The 18,175-nt window shown below is 43.4% G+C and carries 16 protein-coding genes; 8 read left to right on the plus strand and 8 right to left on the minus strand.

Annotated elements, in window-relative coordinates; genetic code table 11:
* Positions 1-792 precede the first annotated feature (792 nt).
* Positions 793-1,350 (plus strand): recombination mediator RecR, encoded by a 558-nt coding sequence (gene recR / locus HWQ44_RS02885; protein WP_292714514.1) that lies wholly within the window; start codon positions 793-795, stop codon positions 1,348-1,350.
* Positions 1,351-1,404: 54 nt separating this feature from the next.
* Here recR and HWQ44_RS02890 read toward each other — a convergent pair whose 3' ends face one another.
* From HWQ44_RS02890 to HWQ44_RS02900, 3 genes are all read right to left on the minus strand, one after another.
* A complete protein-coding gene (locus tag HWQ44_RS02890; protein WP_292714516.1) occupies positions 1,405-4,656 on the minus strand; it encodes a PAS domain-containing protein in 3,252 nt (1,083 codons plus the stop codon).
* A gap of 254 nt (positions 4,657-4,910) precedes the next feature.
* Positions 4,911-6,857: an amino acid transporter gene (locus HWQ44_RS02895; RefSeq protein WP_292714519.1), complete on the minus strand. Its 1,947-nt coding sequence runs from the start codon at positions 6,855-6,857 to the stop codon at positions 4,911-4,913.
* Between the two features lie 118 nt (positions 6,858-6,975).
* A complete protein-coding gene (locus HWQ44_RS02900) occupies positions 6,976-7,113 on the minus strand; it encodes a hypothetical protein (RefSeq protein ID WP_292714522.1) in 138 nt (45 codons plus the stop codon).
* Between the two features lie 293 nt (positions 7,114-7,406).
* On the opposite strand from HWQ44_RS02900, the gene HWQ44_RS02905 reads away from it, so the two are divergent.
* Together HWQ44_RS02905 and HWQ44_RS02910 are read left to right on the plus strand one after the other, a co-directional pair.
* Complete coding sequence (locus tag HWQ44_RS02905; RefSeq protein ID WP_292714525.1) at positions 7,407-7,823, plus strand: DUF2809 domain-containing protein; 417 nt, start codon at positions 7,407-7,409, stop codon at positions 7,821-7,823.
* On the plus strand, positions 7,801-8,028 hold the full coding sequence (locus tag HWQ44_RS02910; RefSeq protein ID WP_292714528.1) for a DUF167 domain-containing protein: 228 nt from the start codon (positions 7,801-7,803) through the stop codon (positions 8,026-8,028). Before HWQ44_RS02905 ends, HWQ44_RS02910 begins: the two co-directional genes overlap by 23 nt.
* 123 nt (positions 8,029-8,151) lie before the next feature.
* Here the strand turns inward: HWQ44_RS02910 and HWQ44_RS02915 are convergent, their stop codons facing one another.
* Positions 8,152-8,763 carry a glutathione S-transferase family protein gene (locus tag HWQ44_RS02915; protein ID WP_292714531.1) on the minus strand — a complete coding sequence of 204 codons (612 nt, stop codon included), beginning with the start codon at positions 8,761-8,763 and terminating at the stop codon, positions 8,152-8,154.
* 202 nt (positions 8,764-8,965) lie between these two features.
* Here HWQ44_RS02915 and HWQ44_RS02920 point away from each other — a divergent pair, with 202 nt between their 5' ends.
* The 4 genes from HWQ44_RS02920 to HWQ44_RS02935 all read left to right on the plus strand — a co-directional run bounded on the left by HWQ44_RS02920 (position 8,966) and on the right by HWQ44_RS02935 (position 11,174).
* Complete coding sequence (locus HWQ44_RS02920; RefSeq protein ID WP_292714534.1) at positions 8,966-9,667, plus strand: SOS response-associated peptidase; 702 nt, start codon at positions 8,966-8,968, stop codon at positions 9,665-9,667.
* Between the two features lie 167 nt (positions 9,668-9,834).
* The gene (locus HWQ44_RS02925; protein WP_292714537.1) at positions 9,835-10,356 is read left to right on the plus strand and encodes a photosystem I assembly protein Ycf3; all 522 of its coding nucleotides are present in this window, start codon (positions 9,835-9,837) and stop codon (positions 10,354-10,356) included.
* An 83-nt stretch (positions 10,357-10,439) separates the two neighbouring features.
* Positions 10,440-10,730: an Asp-tRNA(Asn)/Glu-tRNA(Gln) amidotransferase subunit GatC gene (gene gatC, locus HWQ44_RS02930; protein ID WP_292714540.1), complete on the plus strand. Its 291-nt coding sequence runs from the start codon at positions 10,440-10,442 to the stop codon at positions 10,728-10,730.
* Positions 10,731-10,913: 183 nt separating this feature from the next.
* Positions 10,914-11,174 carry a MoaD/ThiS family protein gene (locus HWQ44_RS02935; RefSeq protein WP_292714543.1) on the plus strand — a complete coding sequence of 87 codons (261 nt, stop codon included), beginning with the start codon at positions 10,914-10,916 and terminating at the stop codon, positions 11,172-11,174.
* Positions 11,175-11,259: 85 nt separating this feature from the next.
* Here the strand turns inward: HWQ44_RS02935 and HWQ44_RS02940 are convergent, their stop codons facing one another.
* Positions 11,260-14,133 carry a lamin tail domain-containing protein gene (locus HWQ44_RS02940; RefSeq protein ID WP_292714546.1) on the minus strand — a complete coding sequence of 958 codons (2,874 nt, stop codon included), beginning with the start codon at positions 14,131-14,133 and terminating at the stop codon, positions 11,260-11,262.
* Between the two features lie 67 nt (positions 14,134-14,200).
* On the opposite strand from HWQ44_RS02940, the gene HWQ44_RS02945 reads away from it, so the two are divergent.
* On the plus strand, positions 14,201-14,449 hold the full coding sequence (locus HWQ44_RS02945; protein WP_292714548.1) for a hypothetical protein: 249 nt from the start codon (positions 14,201-14,203) through the stop codon (positions 14,447-14,449).
* 48 nt (positions 14,450-14,497) lie between these two features.
* On the opposite strand, the gene HWQ44_RS02950 is transcribed toward HWQ44_RS02945, so the two are convergent.
* From HWQ44_RS02950 to HWQ44_RS02960, 3 genes are all read right to left on the minus strand, one after another.
* A complete protein-coding gene (locus tag HWQ44_RS02950; protein WP_292714551.1) occupies positions 14,498-15,517 on the minus strand; it encodes a tRNA-dihydrouridine synthase family protein in 1,020 nt (339 codons plus the stop codon).
* Positions 15,518-16,559: 1,042 nt separating this feature from the next.
* On the minus strand, positions 16,560-17,039 hold the full coding sequence (locus tag HWQ44_RS02955) for a YbjN domain-containing protein (RefSeq protein WP_292714554.1): 480 nt from the start codon (positions 17,037-17,039) through the stop codon (positions 16,560-16,562).
* Between the two features lie 157 nt (positions 17,040-17,196).
* A complete protein-coding gene (locus tag HWQ44_RS02960; RefSeq protein ID WP_292714557.1) occupies positions 17,197-18,054 on the minus strand; it encodes a nitrate ABC transporter ATP-binding protein in 858 nt (285 codons plus the stop codon).
* Between the last annotated feature and the right edge of the window lie 121 nt (positions 18,055-18,175).

Consider the following 18,175-nt stretch of genomic DNA (forward strand, 5'->3'; position numbering starts at 1 on the left):
GCTGCTGGCGATTCCGCTCCTGTAGCTCTAACCGCTCCTGCTATCAACGGTTAATTCTCAAGTTTAGATAAATCAAAAAGCGCTCTCCTAGAAAGGAGGGCGCTTTTTAGTTGAAATTGTAATTGTATAGATAAACAGCGCTTTCCAAAAGGAGGCGCTTTTCTTTTATTTTGACTTGTGCATAAATTCATATTTGTTGACTGTATAAATAATAAAGGTTGCCATATAAATAGGAGCGCAGAAATGACCGTCTCTGACTTAGGAGTCACGCAAAAATAACTTGAACACTTTTAATTGGAAAGTAAGGCTGACAGCTTATTCCAAATTAAATTTGTACAACTTATTTTTACATGATGCCTTAGTTAGTGCTGTTATACCAATTCTCTAAGAAGCTGCATAAAATCACGCTTGGTCAGACTTGAGGCTTAAGCCCCTTGTTCTATGCAACCTCACAGGTAATTGGTATTAAACAATATAATCTGACGCTCACAGCACTCGAATACTAATACTTTGTTACCCCCTTGGATTTTGTCTGGCAATAATCCCGCAGTAGGCGTAGCTAATAAATGTCTACCTCCAGATATTGACCCAAGCTCTGGAAAACCCATAGATTTTTGAGCTAGATTTCGGAAAAAACATCGATTAAATAAATTAAACCACCAGGTAAACCGTATTCGCCCGCTTCTATTTACCTTCGATATTGTCCTAAAAATGTCATCATAGTTAAAGTAAAAACATTCTGGAGATAAGACAACGGTTTACGCACGCCCTTTAGCACGGTTAATCGAGCAATTGCAACGCTTGCCGGGAGTTGGCCCTAAAAGTGCCCAACGACTGGCTTTGCACATTTTGAAGCGACCAGAAGCAGAAGTAGAAGCTTTGGCACAAGCTTTAATTGAGGCCAAAAAACAGATAGGCTTGTGTTCTGTTTGCTTTCACTTATCTGCTGAACCTGTTTGTGAAATTTGCCGCAATACCAATCGTGACAACAACACTATCTGTGTTGTAGCAGATCCTCGCGATGTGATTGCGCTAGAAAAAACCCGCGAATACAAAGGCAAGTATCACGTTTTAGGCGGGGTGATTTCGCCAATTGATGGAATTGGCCCAGATCAGTTGACTATATTGGCTTTACAGCGCCGGGTGAGTCAGCAAAAACCTCAAGAAGTAATTCTCGCAATTAGTCCCAGTGTAGAAGGGGAGACAACAACACTGTATATCGGTCAACTACTGAAACCATTTACGAAGGTAACGCGGATTGCTTTTGGTTTACCTGTGGGTGGTGATTTAGAGTACGCAGATGAAGTGACTTTGGCGAGGGCGTTGGAAGGACGCCGGGAATTGGATTAGTTTCAGTTAAACCTTGGATTACAGGCAGCGTTTTTCAAATAATTTTGAATTACACTACTCCCCACTCCCTACTCTCTCTTCAAGCAAATCTGCTATTGAGGTGAGTAATTCATTTGGTTTTACTGGTTTGGCAATGTGTTTCTGAAAACCAGCAGCTAAGACTCGATCGCGATCGCTTTCTCCAGCATAGGCGGTAAGAGCGATCGCCGGAATTTCCCCGCCCTCCTCTTTGGGCATGGATCTGAGCATCCTAATCAGGCTGTAACCATCCATTTCTGGCATTCCTAAATCACTGATTATTAAATTAGGTATAGTCTGTGCTATAATTTTAAATGCCTCGTTTGCGGATGCTGCGGCAGTTATCAACGCCCCATTCTGTTGTAGCAAGAAGTGCAGAAACTCCCGTGTGTCAACATCGTCATCGACAATTAATATTCGTAGTCCACGAAGAAGTAACGAGTTAAATTTTTTTCCTGATTCCCTTGCTTTTCCTGCTTTGCCACTCTCTTTCATCACAGGCAGTCTGACAGTAAAAACTGCTCCCTTTCCAATTCCTGGACTAGCTGCTGTTACAGCACCACCATGCAACTCTACTAAGTGACAAACTATTGCTAATCCCAGTCCCAGTCCGCCAAATTCTCTGGTTGTGCTGCTATCGGCTTGACGAAAAGATTCAAATACGTGGGGTAGGAATTCAGGGGAAATACCTTGACCTGTGTCTTTCACTTGAATTAGTGCTGAGTGGGAAGTCAATTCACGACTCAATGATAAGCTAACTTCCACTGAACCATGAGGGGGAGTAAACTTGACTGCATTCGAGAGTAGATTCCCCACAACTTGCTGTAAGCGATAATAATCGCCTAACACTTTACCAACATTGGGGTCAACCTGTATTTTGATCTGGATGGATTTGGTTTCGGCGATTAACCGGACTGTTTCTAATGCAGCATCAATTACAGCTACCAGGTTAACAGTGGCAAAAGTCAGGCTCAACTTACCGCGAACAATTCGGGACACATCTAGCAACTCATCAATTAATTGAATCTGCAATTGAGCATTTCTTTCAATGGTTTCTAAAGCCCGATTTGTAGTCACTTCATCAAATTTGCGGCTTTTGAGTAGCGATGACCACCCTAAAATGGGGTTGAGAGGCGATCGCAATTCGTGGGAGAGAATGGCCAGAAACTCATCTTTATTCCGGTTTGCCTGTTTGAGTTCCTCTGCTTGTTGCCTGAGTGCCCTTTCTAATTGCTTCCTGGGGGTTAAGTCAAGAATAAAACAGATCCAAGATGCGGGATCTCTCTCCACCAAGGCACCACCAATTAGTATCGGAATGCGGGAACCATCCTTACGAATGTATTCTTTTTCAAAGGGAGTACATATCCCAACCGTTAAAAGTTGTTCTAACCTCTGCTGATCGAGAGTATGATATTCAGGTGGGGTGATGTGTTTTCTGTGTATCTTACCCGCTAAAAGTTCCTCTCGCGTGTAACCCATCATTTCTAAAAAAGCCTCGTTCGCCTCACTAATGTAATCATGAGTAGCGAACATAATGCCAATAATGTTGGAATCAACTAACCGCCTTAATTGAGTTTCACGCTGGCGCAAATCATTTTCTACCTGTTTGCGTTGGGTAATATCCTGAGTAGTACCCATCATCCGTACTGCTTGACCCTCGGCATCATAAAAGACGCGACCTTTAGCAGAAATCCAATGAATACTAGCATCAGACCAAAGGATGCGGTATTCAATATCACACTCAACCTTTTTCTCAATAGAGCGGGCGATCGCTTCATGAACGCATTGGCGATCTTCTGGATGTACACAGTTAAGGAAAATCTCAAAGCTGATTTCGGCTTCTAGGGACACTCCAAACAGCTGCCGACATTTATCTGTCCAAATTACCTCGTTGGTGGTGATATTCCAAAACCACATACCCAGTTCAGCAGCATTAGTGGCCAACCGAATCCGTTCTTCACTCTCGCGCAGATTTGTTTCAATTTTTTGGCGTTCCCATAGGGCAGCTTGCTGTTCGCTAATATCAGTACTTGCACCAACTACCCTAACTACCTGACCATTTGCATCCCGGACTGCAAACCCCTGATCTTCCACCCACAAATAGCGGCCATCTTTGTGACGCACTCGATACTCGATGCGATAACGGTTTCCATTAGCCATACTAGCCATGAATTGGTCATTAACTCTTTGTTGATCATCAGGGTGGATGCGTTCTTGCCACCACTGGAAGGTAGGTTCAGTTTCTTGTTGTGTGTAGCCAAAAACCTGGGTTAGACCCTGAGTTCTTTCCACAGTATTTCTGCCAATCTCCCAGTCATAGATTAGGCAATTAACTGCCGCCGCTGCTAGCTCAAATCTTTCATTACTTTGCCGCAGAGAAATTTCTATGTGTCGTCGCTCTGTAATATCAAAAGCGATCCCCAAAAGATATTGCGGCAATCCATCAGTAGTTCTGCTGTGCACAGTGTCATAGCTACAAAACCAGCGCCACTCTCCATTGGCGTGTTGAATCCGGTATTCAAAGCTAAGGACTTCACCCTGACGCGCAGAATTAAATTTTTCAAAATAGCTAGGAAGTCGAGCCAAATCTTCAGGGTGTAGAAGTTGGGTAGATAAATCCTTGCCCATTGCCTGGATTTCTGCTGGTGTATAGCCCCAACTTTGAGCAATTTCGTAATTAACGTAAGAATTTCGCTGCTCAATTAGGTCATAAATGTAGAGTATTCCCGGAAGAGTGCCAGCAATTTGTTGAAACAAACGATGACTATCCCACAGTGCCTGAAATTCATCTGTATCAACTCGTTGAGTATCTTGTTCACAACTACAGCCCTCCTCCAACTGGGCGTGTTTAGATGCCGTAATATCCGAAAAAGTTGTCACGATCGCATAGAGATTGCTTCCTTGAGTTTGAAACAGAGGTTGCGAGGACAACAATAACCAGACTAGCTCACCATTTGGCTTATAAAAGCCACACACCACATTTAAGCAAGGTTTACCTGTATTTCGGACAACGATCGCAGGGTGAGTTTCACTGAGCAAAGGAGAGCCATCTTCATGAATAAATTGCCACTTGGAGTCGAGCAATTTTTGCCCCACAAGCTGTTCTGCGGTCAGTCCCAAAATGCGATCGCCAGCGCCATTACAAGCCTGGATAGTGCCATCAGCCAACTGAAGCACCATTCCCTCTTCTCGACTGGCTACTAGCGAATCATTCGCTTTTTTACTAACTTGCCGATGCAGCAGCTTGTCATTAGCCAGCTGGTTTTGGAACTTGTCTGCGTCTGGCATTCTATAAAGTTAAATAATTTTAAAGTTAATCTAAGATTCTGCGGCTCATGTTTACATAAATTTTAGGGCAGTTTCTTCCGCCTTGAGGCTGAAGGTGCGATCGCCACTTCTATCACCGATTTATTTTTTGCCGCACCTTTATAGGACAAGGGGAGGGGGAGACAAGGGAACAAGGAGAGAACTCTGTTAACAAAACAGTGCTGAGTGATTTTAATTTACTCAGCACTCAGCACTCTTAAATCAGCACTCCTGAATCAACCCCCAACATGAATACCAGGTCGCATCTGGGGATTCTTTTCAGCCCGACGCAGTACTTCACGGGTAACTACAGCAATATCACCTTCACCAAACAAGATAAAACGCAATAGGTATTGTATGGGATTTCCCTCAACCCAGCCGAAGTAAGCATGGGGAATCTTACCCGTTTGATCGCGAATATAAAGTAGTAAAGCTGCGATCGCATTCGGTACTGCTGCACTTTCAGCCCGGAGAATGCGATAATCACCAACTTGCACCCCTTTTACTACGATCACATCCGCAAATTCCGAAGCATCAGATACATGAATTTCTAGAAACAGAATTGGATCGTTAGGTGGAATATGGTTGTCTTCGCGTACCTCTTTCTCTTTCATAAAATACTCTAGGACATCGCCTGTATTCAACCGATTTGCAATCAGTCGTATTGTTCCCTGGCTATCTTCAGCAAAGAATTGGCTAGCAAGTTCGTCAACTTCGATCCGCTCTGCTCGCAGTTCTGTTGAACGCCAAACACGAGAAACCAGCGAGGTAAAAATGATCGCACCGATGAAAAACCCAGCAATTCTAATCCCTTCTGGTCTTTCAATGATATTGACAATGGTGGTATATAAAAATAACAGTGTAATGATGCCAAAGACCAGTTTTGCCCGCTTCTGTCGGTGACGGTGTGCTGATAAAGTTACGGCAAAGGCGGCTGAGGTGATCAACACCAGCACACCAGTTGCGTAAGCTCCACCTTGGGCTTCTACACTTGCTTTGAAGATAATGGTGACAACAAAAGCGATCGCAGTGTAGACTAACACCAAAGGTCGGGTTACTCGTGCCCAATTGGGTGCCATGCCATAGCGTGGTAGGTAGCGAGGCACGATATTCAACAGCCCTGCCATTGCAGATGCACCTGCAAACCACAAAATAGAAATAGTACTTAAATCGTAAATTGTGCCAAAGGCATTGCCTAAATACAAATGTGCTAAATAAGCAAGAGCCCGTCCGTTGGCTTTCCCCCCCGATGCAAATTCTGCGGTTGGAATCAGTAGAGTGGTTATAAAGCTAGTGGTCAGCAGAAAGAAGCTCATAATCAGAGCAGCAGTGGTGAGCAACTTGCGTGTATTCCGAATCCGCCCTTTGGGATGCTGCGGAGTGCTGTTACTGCTACCTTTAACCAGAGGCATAACGGTAACACCAGTCTCAAAACCTGATAATCCCAGCGCTAGTTTGGGGAAGATGAGGAGAGCGATGCCGATTAACATTAAAGGATTGGAATTGCGTGTAAAAAGTGCAGTTTGCCAGTTAGCGATCGCTACTGGGTGAGTTAGGATCTGATACATCCCGACGCCAACGACAATAAAGTTTAACAGCAGATAAACTGCCACCAAAACTACTGCAATCCCAATGGCTTCGCGGAAACCTCTCAAGAAAACTGCGCCTAGTAATGCAACTAATATTAGGGTGATTGCGATCGTCTGATTGTGAAGCAAATTTGGCGTCAACGGATTTTCGATGATATGGGCTGTGGCATCAGCCGCTGACAAGGTAATGGTAATAATAAAGTCAGTTGCCACAAAGCCGAGTAAGCATAGCACAAGTAATTTGCCTTGCCACCAAGGGAGTAAACGCTCTAACATTGCGATCGACCCTTCACCATGAGGGCTTTCGGCAGCAATGCGCCGATAAATTGGCAATGCTCCAAAAAGCGTTAGCAAAACCAGAATCAGGGTAGCGATAGGAGAAAGAGCGCCAGCTGCTAGTGCTGCAATCCCAGGTTGATAGCCAAGGGTGGAAAAATAATCTACACCAGTCAAACACATCACCTGCCACCAAGAATGCTGGCGATGTGCTTCTTCCTTACGGTAAGGCCCTTTTTTCTCTCGTCGGTCTTCTTCAAGCAACCAGTGGATTAACTGGCTGCCGAGCCGTTTTGTTGAAACAATTGAATTAGCCATCAAATACGGTTGTGTTGCAAAAGTCGGCTTTGTGATTTTTTTAAGCCTTCGTAGTTTATGAAAATTTTTAACTACAAAGGTATAGCACTATTATTGTATGTTAAGCATCCTGTCCGATTTATAAAATATATAGTAGCTGCTCGTAGTCCTCTGGCGGATCAAGATCAATTACAGCTTCTGGTATGGAAAGAATCAATATTGTATCCGTATATTTTGGGGTTAATGCTTTCGCACCCTTAGCACCTTCAAGCTGCATCTGTTCTAAAAAAAGGGCGCTGCTAAATAAGGTCGGTACGCAATTAACAAATCTGCTATAAAAGGTTGTTTGAAAAGTCGTAGAGTATACCAAAAATCCCACTTCTATTCTGCTCCCCAAAGTGAAGAGAGGCTTTGATGGGGGGCAGTGCAGCCATTAACATATAAGTTACAGTACTGTTGTTTCCTGGGACGGCTTCTCTACGGGACGCTATACGAACGCCTACGTTTGTGTAGACGAGACTCCAGTCGTTCAGGCTGCTAAAATTTTCCTTAGTCTCTAGTCTATAGAAAATGCTTCGACACGGTAACCAAACAATATTTATTATTCTTTCTGTGCTCATCGTTGTCTCGATGGGCTTTTTGTTTAAGTATTATAATGGGCCTGCCTATCACTGGTTTAATGACTACGGAGCCGCTGTATTTTACGAAATATTTTGGTGTCTGTTCGCATTTTGGTTTTTCAGAAGTCGGGCGGCGTTAATCCAAATTCCTATATGGGTTTTTGTCATCACCTGTATACTAGAATTTTTGCAACTTTGGCATCCGCCACTATTAGAAGAGATTCGCGCCACCTTAATAGGTAAATTGTTACTTGGTACCACCTTTGTTTGGTGGGATTTTCCTCATTATGTATTGGGTTGTGTTTTAGGTTGGTTGTGGCTGCGACAATTACACAGAATAGGCTATGCAAAAAAAAGTCAAAGTTAAACCTAATTCAAAACAGCAAAAAATTGAAGAACAACCTGATGGCAGTCTAACTGTGTATTTAAAATCGCCCCCAGTCGATGGTAAGGCTAATGAAGAGTTAATTAAACTACTAGCAGATAAATTTGATGTACCCAAATCTTATATCAGAATTAAGTCAGGTTTATCCTCCCGGCAAAAGCTGATAGAAATTGACACAGATACCTAGTTGCTGCTTAGTAACATCTTTTTTGAAGACTCTGCTGCCTCCTGAATATGAGGCTACATCTCACCCATTAGATTCTCTACTAGAGGCAACAAAAGAGAGACAGAAACTCGCAAAACCGAATTTTTAAGCTTGTGTAATACTGATATATCTTGGTTGAGCTTTGACTCTTTCTATCCAAGCTTCGATAGCAGAAAATTGTGTTAAATCAAACCCACCTTCATCAGCTACATGAGTATAAGCGAACAAGGCTATATCAGCAATTGTGTAACGCTCTCCCACAAAAAAAGTGTAAGAAGTTAAGTGTTTATCCATCAGGCTAAGTGCTGCATAACCTGGTTCACGCTTTTGCTTGATAGCTTCACTATATTTTTCAGTTTTACCTAAAATAGAAATCCAAAATCTTGATTTAGCAATAAAAGGCTCATGGCTATATTGTTCAAAACATAGCCATTGCAACACCTGCGCTCGTAAAAAGCGGTCATAAGGTAAAAACTCTGTACCTTCACTTAGATACACTAATATGGCATTTGATTCTGCCAAATATTTTCCTGGCTCGATTTCCAAAATAGGTATCTTACCGTTGGGATTTTTACTTAAAAATTCTGGTGTTTGAGTCTCACCTTTCAAGATGTTAAGCTCTATCCTCTCAAAAGGCATACCTAGTTGTGTCAATAAAAGACGTATCTTATAACCATTGCCAGAAGGTAAAAAATCGTACAGGCGCAGTAGTTCCATGCTAAAATACAGTTAGGAATATGTTGATAATTGAAGGTTCAAAATACAATATTTTACCAAAAGATTTTCCATAAACCGGATATTTTGTTTTTATATTTAGCATCTGACGCACTAGATAAAATTATCTGACAAAATAAAAAAAATATGATTATTTGTTTCTAGATTGAGATGTTTAATTTAGTCAGTGGTTGAGAATAAAAGTATGTGTGGAAGATTTACTCTAAACCAGTCGGCAGCACGATTATCTCAAGTTTTCCAGGTGGAGCCAGTTCCAGATTTAGCAGCCGAATATAACACCGCACCTACGCAAATGGTGGCAACAGTGTTACAAAATCCCGAAAGCGAAAAGCGTGAATTTAAGCAGTTGCGTTGGGGATTAATTCCATCATGGGCGAAAGATGCAGGAATGGGGGCAAAGCTGATTAATGCTAGGGCAGAAACTGTTGCCGAAAAACCCGCCTTTCGTTCGGCTTTTAAGCACAGACGCTGTTTAGTGCTAGCTGATGGCTTTTATGAGTGGCAACGCCAACAAGGTAAGAAGCAGCCATTTTATTTTCGTCTGCAAGATGGGCAACCCTTCGGCTTTGCAGGTTTGTGGGAGAGATGGAAAACCCCTGCTAACGAAGAAATAATCTCTTGTACAATTTTGACAACGGCAGCTAACGAATTACTCCAACCCATCCACGAGCGGATGCCAGTGATTCTAGAGCCACAAGATTACGATTTATGGCTAGATTCCCAAGTGCAAACGCCCCAAACCCTACAGCAGTTATTGCGTCCCTATCCCGCGTCAGCAATGACTGCATATCCAGTTAGCACCTTGGTAAACAACTCTCGCCATAATAGTGCGGAATGTATCATACCCCTCAGTGAGAAGAATGCACCCGCAAATCAGTTAAATTAGCTATTGAGTGAACTATAAGGATTGGGGAGATGAGGGAGATCAAGGAGTGGGGAAAGAATAACTATTGATTATTAACCCAATACCCAGTCCCCAATACCTAGTCCCCAGTCCCCATTACCCCTTATCCCCAGAGGGGGCCCCACCATCCCCAATACCCAGAGAGAAATATGCCAAGAACACAAAAAAACGATAATTTTATTGACAAATCCTTTACAGTGATGGCGGATATCATCCTGAAGATCCTGCCAACCAACAAAAAAGCTAAAGAAGCGTTTGTTTATTATCGAGATGGCATGTCGGCCCAAGCAGAAGGGGAATATGCTGAAGCATTGGAATACTATGAAGAAGCTCTAACACTAGAGGAAGATACCAATGATCGCGGCTATATTTACTACAATATGGGGCTAATCTATGCCAGCAATGGCGACCACGAAAAGGCCTTAGAACTATATCACAAGGGAATTGAGTTAAACCCACGCCTACCCCAAGCCTTGAACAACATCGCTGTGATTTATCACTACCAAGGCGAAAAAGAAAAAGAAGCTGGAGATAACGAGGCTGGCGAAGCACTTTTTGACCAAGCAGCAGACTATTGGATTCGCGCTATTCGCATGGCTCCCAATAACTACATCGAAGCCCAAAACTGGCTGAAAACCACCGGGCGATCGCAAATTGACGTATTCTTTTAGTCATTAGTCATTAGTTCTTTGTCATTTGCTAAGGACTAATGACCAATGACCAATGACCAATGACCAATGACCAATGACAATTTATGATTGACCAAGAACAAGTTCACAGAGTGGCTAATCTTGCTCGCTTAGAATTGACTCCAGAAGAAGAGGAACAATTCACTACCCAGTTGGCAAGTATTCTGGACTATATCGAACAGTTGAATGAACTTGATGTGACTAATGTGCCCCCAACAACACGGGCGATTGATGTCAGTAATATCACAAGAGAGGACAAATTACAACCCTATCCTGACCGCGAAAGCATTCTCAACAGTGCCCCTGAACAGGAAGGCGAATTTTTCAAAGTACCAAAAATCCTCAATGCTGAATAGTCAAACAATTTTGGATTGAAAGAGACTACAAGGGTATAGCTGTTGGTGATTTTAGATTGCCGATAGCATAGCGTTAGCGAGTTTTGTTTGCGACACGCTATGCGTAGCTTGCTTGTATTGTAGGGGTACGAGCAGATGCTTGGATTTGTTCCACAGTTTACTAGTACTGCCAAAGCATGTTGTATGTCTAAATCTGCAATAATCGTTACCGTCAAGTTGTTCGCTGCTTATCAAGAAGCCTTTAGGGTTTCGGAACTGGTGCTGGAATTTCCCAATAGTATGCCAGTAAAAGCAGTATGCGATCGCCTCATAGCTGAACACCCTGAACTCTCGCAATGGCGTGATATCACCCGTTTTGGGATTAATCTCATATTTGTCGAACCAGATACCCTACTACAAGATGGAGATGAAGTCGTGCTAATTCCACCAGTCAGCGGCGGCTAGCAAAATAGTTATCAGTTAGGAGTTATGAGTGATGAGTTAAAGATTCAAAACTTCTCACTTATAACTACTCACTCCTCACTTTTTCTTATTTCACCCTGGCACGGAAGCGAACAAAGCCGTAAGAATCTTTGGCTAAATTGGGGAAATCTGGACTCCGCGTGATATTCACCAACACAGCTCCATTGGTGTTAGCACCACAGTATGATGGCGCTGGATCGTTAGCAGCATAAAAACGTCCGCGATCGCTTGCATCCTCTATATTGGTGAGGTAAACTGTGGGATTGCTAGAACCAAGAGCAAGAGCAATACCTTGATCTGCGACTGTTAAGCCACCATCACGAGGAGTATTACCATTAAACGCAGTGGGAATAAAAGTAGTACTGCTAGGAACTAGGTCGCAGAATTTAACGTTGGTAGCATCATTTGGGCCCTTAGAGAGAAAGTAGATAGTGTATTCCAACTCATCTCCTGGTTTAACAGTCCCAGCATTAATCAATCCCCGCAGGTAGCCAGCAGGCCATGTCAGATAATTATCATCAGAGGCATAGGGTTCTGGGACATAATTAGCAGCAGTAGTAGCAACGTCACTGCGACCATCCACAATATCGGTTAAATCTTGGTTATTGATGCGGGTGATGCGCTTCACTAACAAAAGCTTTGCATTAACCGTAGTAGCACCGTTATTACTTTCCCCGACGCTGGTAACACGACTACCTGTAGTATCAGTGTCTCTAGTTGGTAGGTAGTTTGTACATAGTGTGCTAGAGTTACCACTGGTGGTTGCTTCCCAGCAAGCGCTGACATTCGTATCTTTGCCATTGGGGGTCAAGCTGATAGACTGGCCCGAATTAGCCCCAGCCAAAGAAGACTGATAGGTATTATCCCACAAATTTAGAGCAGTTGGGGGAGGTGTATTAACTTCACTACCCGCACCATAGGCGATATAGTCAATAATCTTATTCTGGTTATCATACAACCAAACATCATCACCGGAATTGTTGAGCTTGGGAGTTTGTCCCAACCAAGCTTGAAAAGCTGCTCCTGTTGCTTGATGGTTAGCATTATTATTACCAATCCAAATGACAGCATATTTCCCTGGTTGTAAAGTCGTGCCACTGGGGAATGTATAATTAAAGCCACCAGCAGCATCGCTACTACCGACAATGACGTTGCTATCTGTCAACCTCACACCACTTAAATCTACAGGGGATGTAGAAGCATTGTAGAGTTCAATAAACTCATCATTGGTGTCAGTAGTAGTACCTGTTTCTTTATAAAGTACCTCGTTGATCATAACTTGGCCCGCCAATGGTGAAACTTGGTAAGAAGTTGTTGGGATAATATTTAAATAAGTTAGAACCGCATTACTAGGAACATAAGTCCATATATCTAATCCTTTGACATCACCGAAGGAGCCTGTACAAACCGTATTAGTGTTACCACCGCTGGCTGTACCAAAGGCACGCTGAGTACTGGTAGTGTTAAATCCTGTTGACAGGTTACTGTGAGATATAGATGGTGGGGAATTTCCACATAGCACACTATTCGGTGTTCCCACATTTACCCCAGACAAGGTACGATAACCGCGATCGTCGTAAAACCCTGTATTATTTCCCAAAGGATTGGTGACGTTGAGGAGAGTAAAACTTGGGCCTCCCTTGGTACTGTTTTCAGCATCTATCAAAGGAAAGTGGTATTCACCAGCATGAGTTGTGATGTTAACTGGGTAATCTGTACCAACGGGGAAAAAGTTGCCACTATTATCTTTACCATCCCAAGTAACGGTTTGACCTCCAGATGCCGTCATCGTTCCCCGCAGTACTCGATTTTGTAGATTAGCTGGATCAAAATCAGTACCATCTCTGCTGATGACTATTTCATAGTTACCTGTTACATTACTGTCGAATTTAAAAACTCCACCTGTGCTTTGGTTCGAGTTATTAGCCCCAGCTGTACCAATAAAGCTAGAATTACTAACGCTGGGAAGTATAGCTACTGTAGGGATACCACGGGCAAAGAGAGAGTCATTTGTTCCGACACTCGTTTGAGGATTATTGAAGAAAATGACATGGTTGGGTAAGGCGAAATTGGTTCCACCTTGAAGTTGTGGCATCAGAGCATTATTAACTGCACTCAGAACATCATGGTAGAGCGGTGTTTTTCCATCGCTGTCATAGTAGCCGACATCATTGCCATAAATGACAAAACCATTGGGATCTAAGCCATTGAGGGCAGTTTTATATTGATAACCATCTTTAGTGACAATGTAGAATGAAGATTCGATCGGTCTGGCATTGTTTCCGGTATACAGTGCTAAGTAGTCGGCAAAGAGTCGCCCGTTAATATCGGTTGTGGAAGTCAAGCTGCTACGTACCGTCACATCCCACGCAGCGATACTGGTTCCTGATGGATCTTTAAAGTTGGTGCCAAAGTTAATTGTTGGTGTAGGAGTTCCATCAAAGTTACTATTACCTCCTTGACCTCCATAGAAAGCTACATAATAAATCCCATCGCCGCCGACTGGAACTTGATAGTAACAGGGTACGTAGCCGTTAGTTACTGCCCCGCCCGGTGTTGCAGTTGTTGGGTTTGTGATTGTGTCTGGGCCTGCTAATTCTTGGTTCCGGCTAGATATTTTACCCTGATTTGTATTTGCAGTCTGGGTTCTTTGGGTAGAGCATTGGAACTTAAGATTAGAGAGGGTTTCATTACCTATTCGACCTGTTTTGCTGCCATAGATCAAAATGTCAGCACTATCTACTCCTACGGAACTAGAACCCAAGAGGATGTATTCTCCAGCTTTAGCATACACTTGTAGCAATGTGCGCCGCAGAAGAGAATAATCCGCAGGAGTGGTAGGCCCATACTTGTCTGTTGATCGCCATTCCAGGTTGGCTCTAGAACCAGTAGCACCGCTAGGGTACAAATTTCTACTGCCTTCTGCTTGAACTGGTTGCATCCAGTAACCCCAAGTACACAGTAGTAAAGCCAGCCTACCAAGCCATCTTTTTCGGTGGCTGAGAGATTTGAGGTTCGCACAGCGTCTTGGCAGGAAAATTACCCCTGAAAGATATTTAAAAAATAGGCTCATAACTGGTTTAGCAGATCCTCACATCCAGGCTTTAATTGGTAACAAAGAGCGAATTACGGCATTTACGATCAGCGATCGCCTACTTTTAGGTTGCCCAATATATCCGAGAACCTACCATCTTGATTCACATTCATCACAGCTTGGCTATATCTACGCCTATATGTTGGGCAGCCTCAATGTATAGTCTGTATCTCTGCTGTACTGGTAAAGCTGAACTAAATAGTTGCTACACTTATACACTCAAGGAGGGGGCTAGGGCTAAAGTTTTCGTTAAATCAGCAAGGAGAAAGCGATCGCAGAGGTTAAACATTTCTCCCTCGGTTTGGGTCTGTCGCATTAGCCGTAGAAAATGACCTTCAGCGTCAACACTCAGGGCAATGTAGTTGAGGAACATTTTGAGGTAGCCTACGCGCGATCGCTCTGGCATAGTTGTCGCTGTGGGGGTTTGCCATAAACAATCAATATAGTTGCGTACCTCTACTAAAGGAACGGGCGTGATCGGCTCAAAGCGCAAAGCCTGCCGAATTTGATTAAAAAGCCAAGGATTCCCGATCGCCCACCGTCCCACCATCACACCCGCCGCGCCCGTTTGAGAAAGCACTTCAATAGCAGTTGTCGCTGAGTCGATATTGCCATTGGCAAGCACTGGACAGTGAACTCGTCTGACAGCTTCAGCGATCAAATCATATTTCACGGCTCCGTGGTACATATCTTTCACAGTGCGACCATGCAAACTCAGCAAATCAATGCTGTGGCGATTGATTATATCTAGAATTTCGTAAAAGTTATCTGTATTTTCAAAGCCTACGCGCATCTTGACGGTCAAAGGTCGATCGTTCACAGCAGAACGCAGTTCTCCCAAAATCCGATCCACTTTTTCTGGTGAGAGCAACAATCCACCCCCAACATTTTTACGATAGATTCTAGGTGCTGGACAGCCCATATTCAAGTCAACTCCAGCGATATTATAGTTGCAGAGTTCCTTTGCTGTTCTTACCAAGTCTGGAATGCTTTCGCCAATCATTTGAGCAAAAACGGGGCGACCCGTGTCGTTTTCGGTGATTGCTGCCAGAATGCTACGATTGAGCCGTGAGGTATCATTGACACGAAAATACTCGGTGAAGAAGTAGTCAGGACTGCCGTAGTGGGCAATAACCTTCATAAACCAGAGGTTTGTCACATCCTGCATGGGCGCAAGAGCCGTGAGGGGTAGGTCTGGATGCAGCGATTGGGGGAGCGATACCTGGGACATAAAAATTCCAGTGTTCGAGAAAGCATTACTGTTAATTGGTGTTACCGCACTAATGCAGGGGTTTTGTCCGCTTAACCTCCGAGAAAGCTAGTACATCTGCTGTCTTATAGTCTGCTGTACTTTCTATAAAATACTACAATCTAATCATTTTCAGAGAAATATTGCGCTCTAGTCCGTAAAAGCGGATACTCAAGCTGCATGTCTAGCTAAACCCTCACTTTCATCAGTCCAGCTATGCCCCAAGAGTGATCCTGTCAAAACAAGAGAGGTCGTTCTTTCAAAGAGCAATAAATTCCATAATTTGTGGGTTAATTGAGTCATTGGCAATATAGGGTTAATAGGTTTGCCGCAAACCCCTCTGTGACTTCACGGCTTCAACTTCAGGAGTAAAAATCAAAGGAAGCTTAATTAACCTGATTTTACTGCTGTGCAAGAAAAATTGTTGAATCTTCTAGAGTCTGAATATGGGAAAAGATAGCCCCCTGAGCAATTTTGGCAATTTGGCAGCTAATGTCCTTGGGTTGCAGTTTCAATAGAGATATCAACACAACGGGACAGCAAAGAAGTTGTACGAGGGATAAGATAAAACTTTCCGCTTCTAAAGTCCCAGGGGAAGCCAGTTGTTAAGTGAGTGCTGTAGAACCGCTCTACATGATTGATACAGCATTCAACCGAGTTCAGTTAAGGCTCTACAACTGGCTATAAATGAACAAAACTAAATAGGTTTAATAAATAACGTAGATAATCAATTGTATTTTCGGAATTACCTGCGTTATATGCGTAGAAGTTGTAATTCGCCTTTAAGAGGATGTTTGAAAAGTTTTTTTGTAACATCTAAGCCTCGAAAACCTAACCCCCCAGCCCCCCTTCCCTACAAGGGAATGGGGGTTTCAAAGCCTATTGACCGCACTCAGCACTCAGGACTGAGTGTTGTCAATAGCCATCTGCACATTACCAACCACCTTTAGCAAAGGAATTAGTCGCCAAACCTGATTGCTATGCATTCGATGCAGCAATAGCCCAATCGAAAATCGAAAATTCTTTAAGTTGCACCAAATTCAGTTTGTAAGGCTTCATCGTTATTATCAGCGATCGTTGCCACAATGGTAATTAGCCGAGACACTTCGCCAGGAGATAACTCCGCTAAGGTGCGTGTCGATATTACAACCACCCGGTTTTCAATAATACCGAAACGCGCTTCAAAAGTACTAGAGCAGTTTAACTCCAAAAGATAACGCATCAACTTAGGTTCATCTTTAGCAGGTAAATTTAGCACCGCAGACCAAACCGTTATGGTGTCCTCATCAGTTGTGCCGTTGAGTTGGACAAATACTTGCACACTTCCATACTTAAATTTCCAGAGATAACCACCCTCTGGAGTGTGGCTAACCATCGCACTATTATCTTGTTCCAAAGAGTCGATGACATTTTCAATTACCTCAACATGGTTAATGCTTGTCGTCTCGGAGATTAAATCATTAATGGATTCGTTACTAGTTAGGCTTTCTGGGTAGCTTGTCATACAGATTTATTTCTCAACATGCTCACTGTTTTATCTACACATACTTTATAACTTGTAGACGCAGTTGTAGGGGCAATTCATGAATTGCCCCTACTGATTGCAGGGTTCTTCCCGCCACCATCTGGTATGATTCTGGAAAAATGAATGACGATCGCACTTAACCTACATCATCATGAGCAAAGCGGTTAAAGAGGAAATCTAAGGCATAGTTACGCAGTTGGTAGTATTGGGGATCTTCCATAATGCGGCTGCGATCGCGCGGACGAGAAAAGGGGATTTCCATGACTTCGCCAATTTTTGCATGGGGGCCATTGGTCATCATTACCAATTTGTCTGCTAAAAATAGTGCTTCGTCGATGTCGTGGGTAATCATCAGCACTGTACAACGGTTATCGCCCCAAATTTTGAGCAATTCTTCCTGTAACTCTTCTTTGGTAATGGCATCTAGCGCCCCAAAAGGTTCATCTAAAATTAAGACTTTCGGACGAATCGCTAAAGCACGGGCGATAGAAACCCGTTGTCTCATTCCACCGGACATTTGCATTGGTTTCTTTTCCATCGCGTCCGCCAGTCCCACCATTGCTAGATGATCGCGGACGATCGCTCTTTTTTCGGCTTGTGGTTTGTTGGGATAAACGGCGTTAACAGCTAAGTAGATGTTTTCAAAAGCTGTTCTCCAAGGCAGTAGGGCATAGTTTTGGAAGACAACCATCCTGTCTGGGCCTGGCTTGGTAATGGGTTCTCCTTCGAGTAACACTTGCCCGGAGGTGGGAAAGTTAAAACCGGATACCATATTTAGTAGTGTCGATTTGCCACAGCCAGAATGGCCGATGACGCAAATAAACTCCCCCTGTTCGACGTTGAGGTTAACACCATCGAGTACGGTGAAGGGGCCTTTCTTTGTGGGATAGACTTTGGTAACGTCTTTAATTTCTAGGAAAGGTCTGCGGCTGGTGGTTGCAGTGGTTAATGGTTTTCCTAGTGTGTTTGTAGCTGTTGAGTTGCGGTTTTGCATGGTATTTGGTATTTGGGTATTGGGGACTACTCGCTGCAACCTAAAGGTTTCTTATGAAGTTCAAAGACTCGTTAACGGAGTTCAGAGGTGGATTCATCCAGTTCAAATACTCGTTAACGGA

The sequence above is a fragment of the Nostoc sp. JL34 genome (assembly GCF_017114945.1).
In the GTDB taxonomy this organism is placed as follows: Bacteria; Cyanobacteriota; Cyanobacteriia; order Cyanobacteriales; family Nostocaceae; genus Nostoc.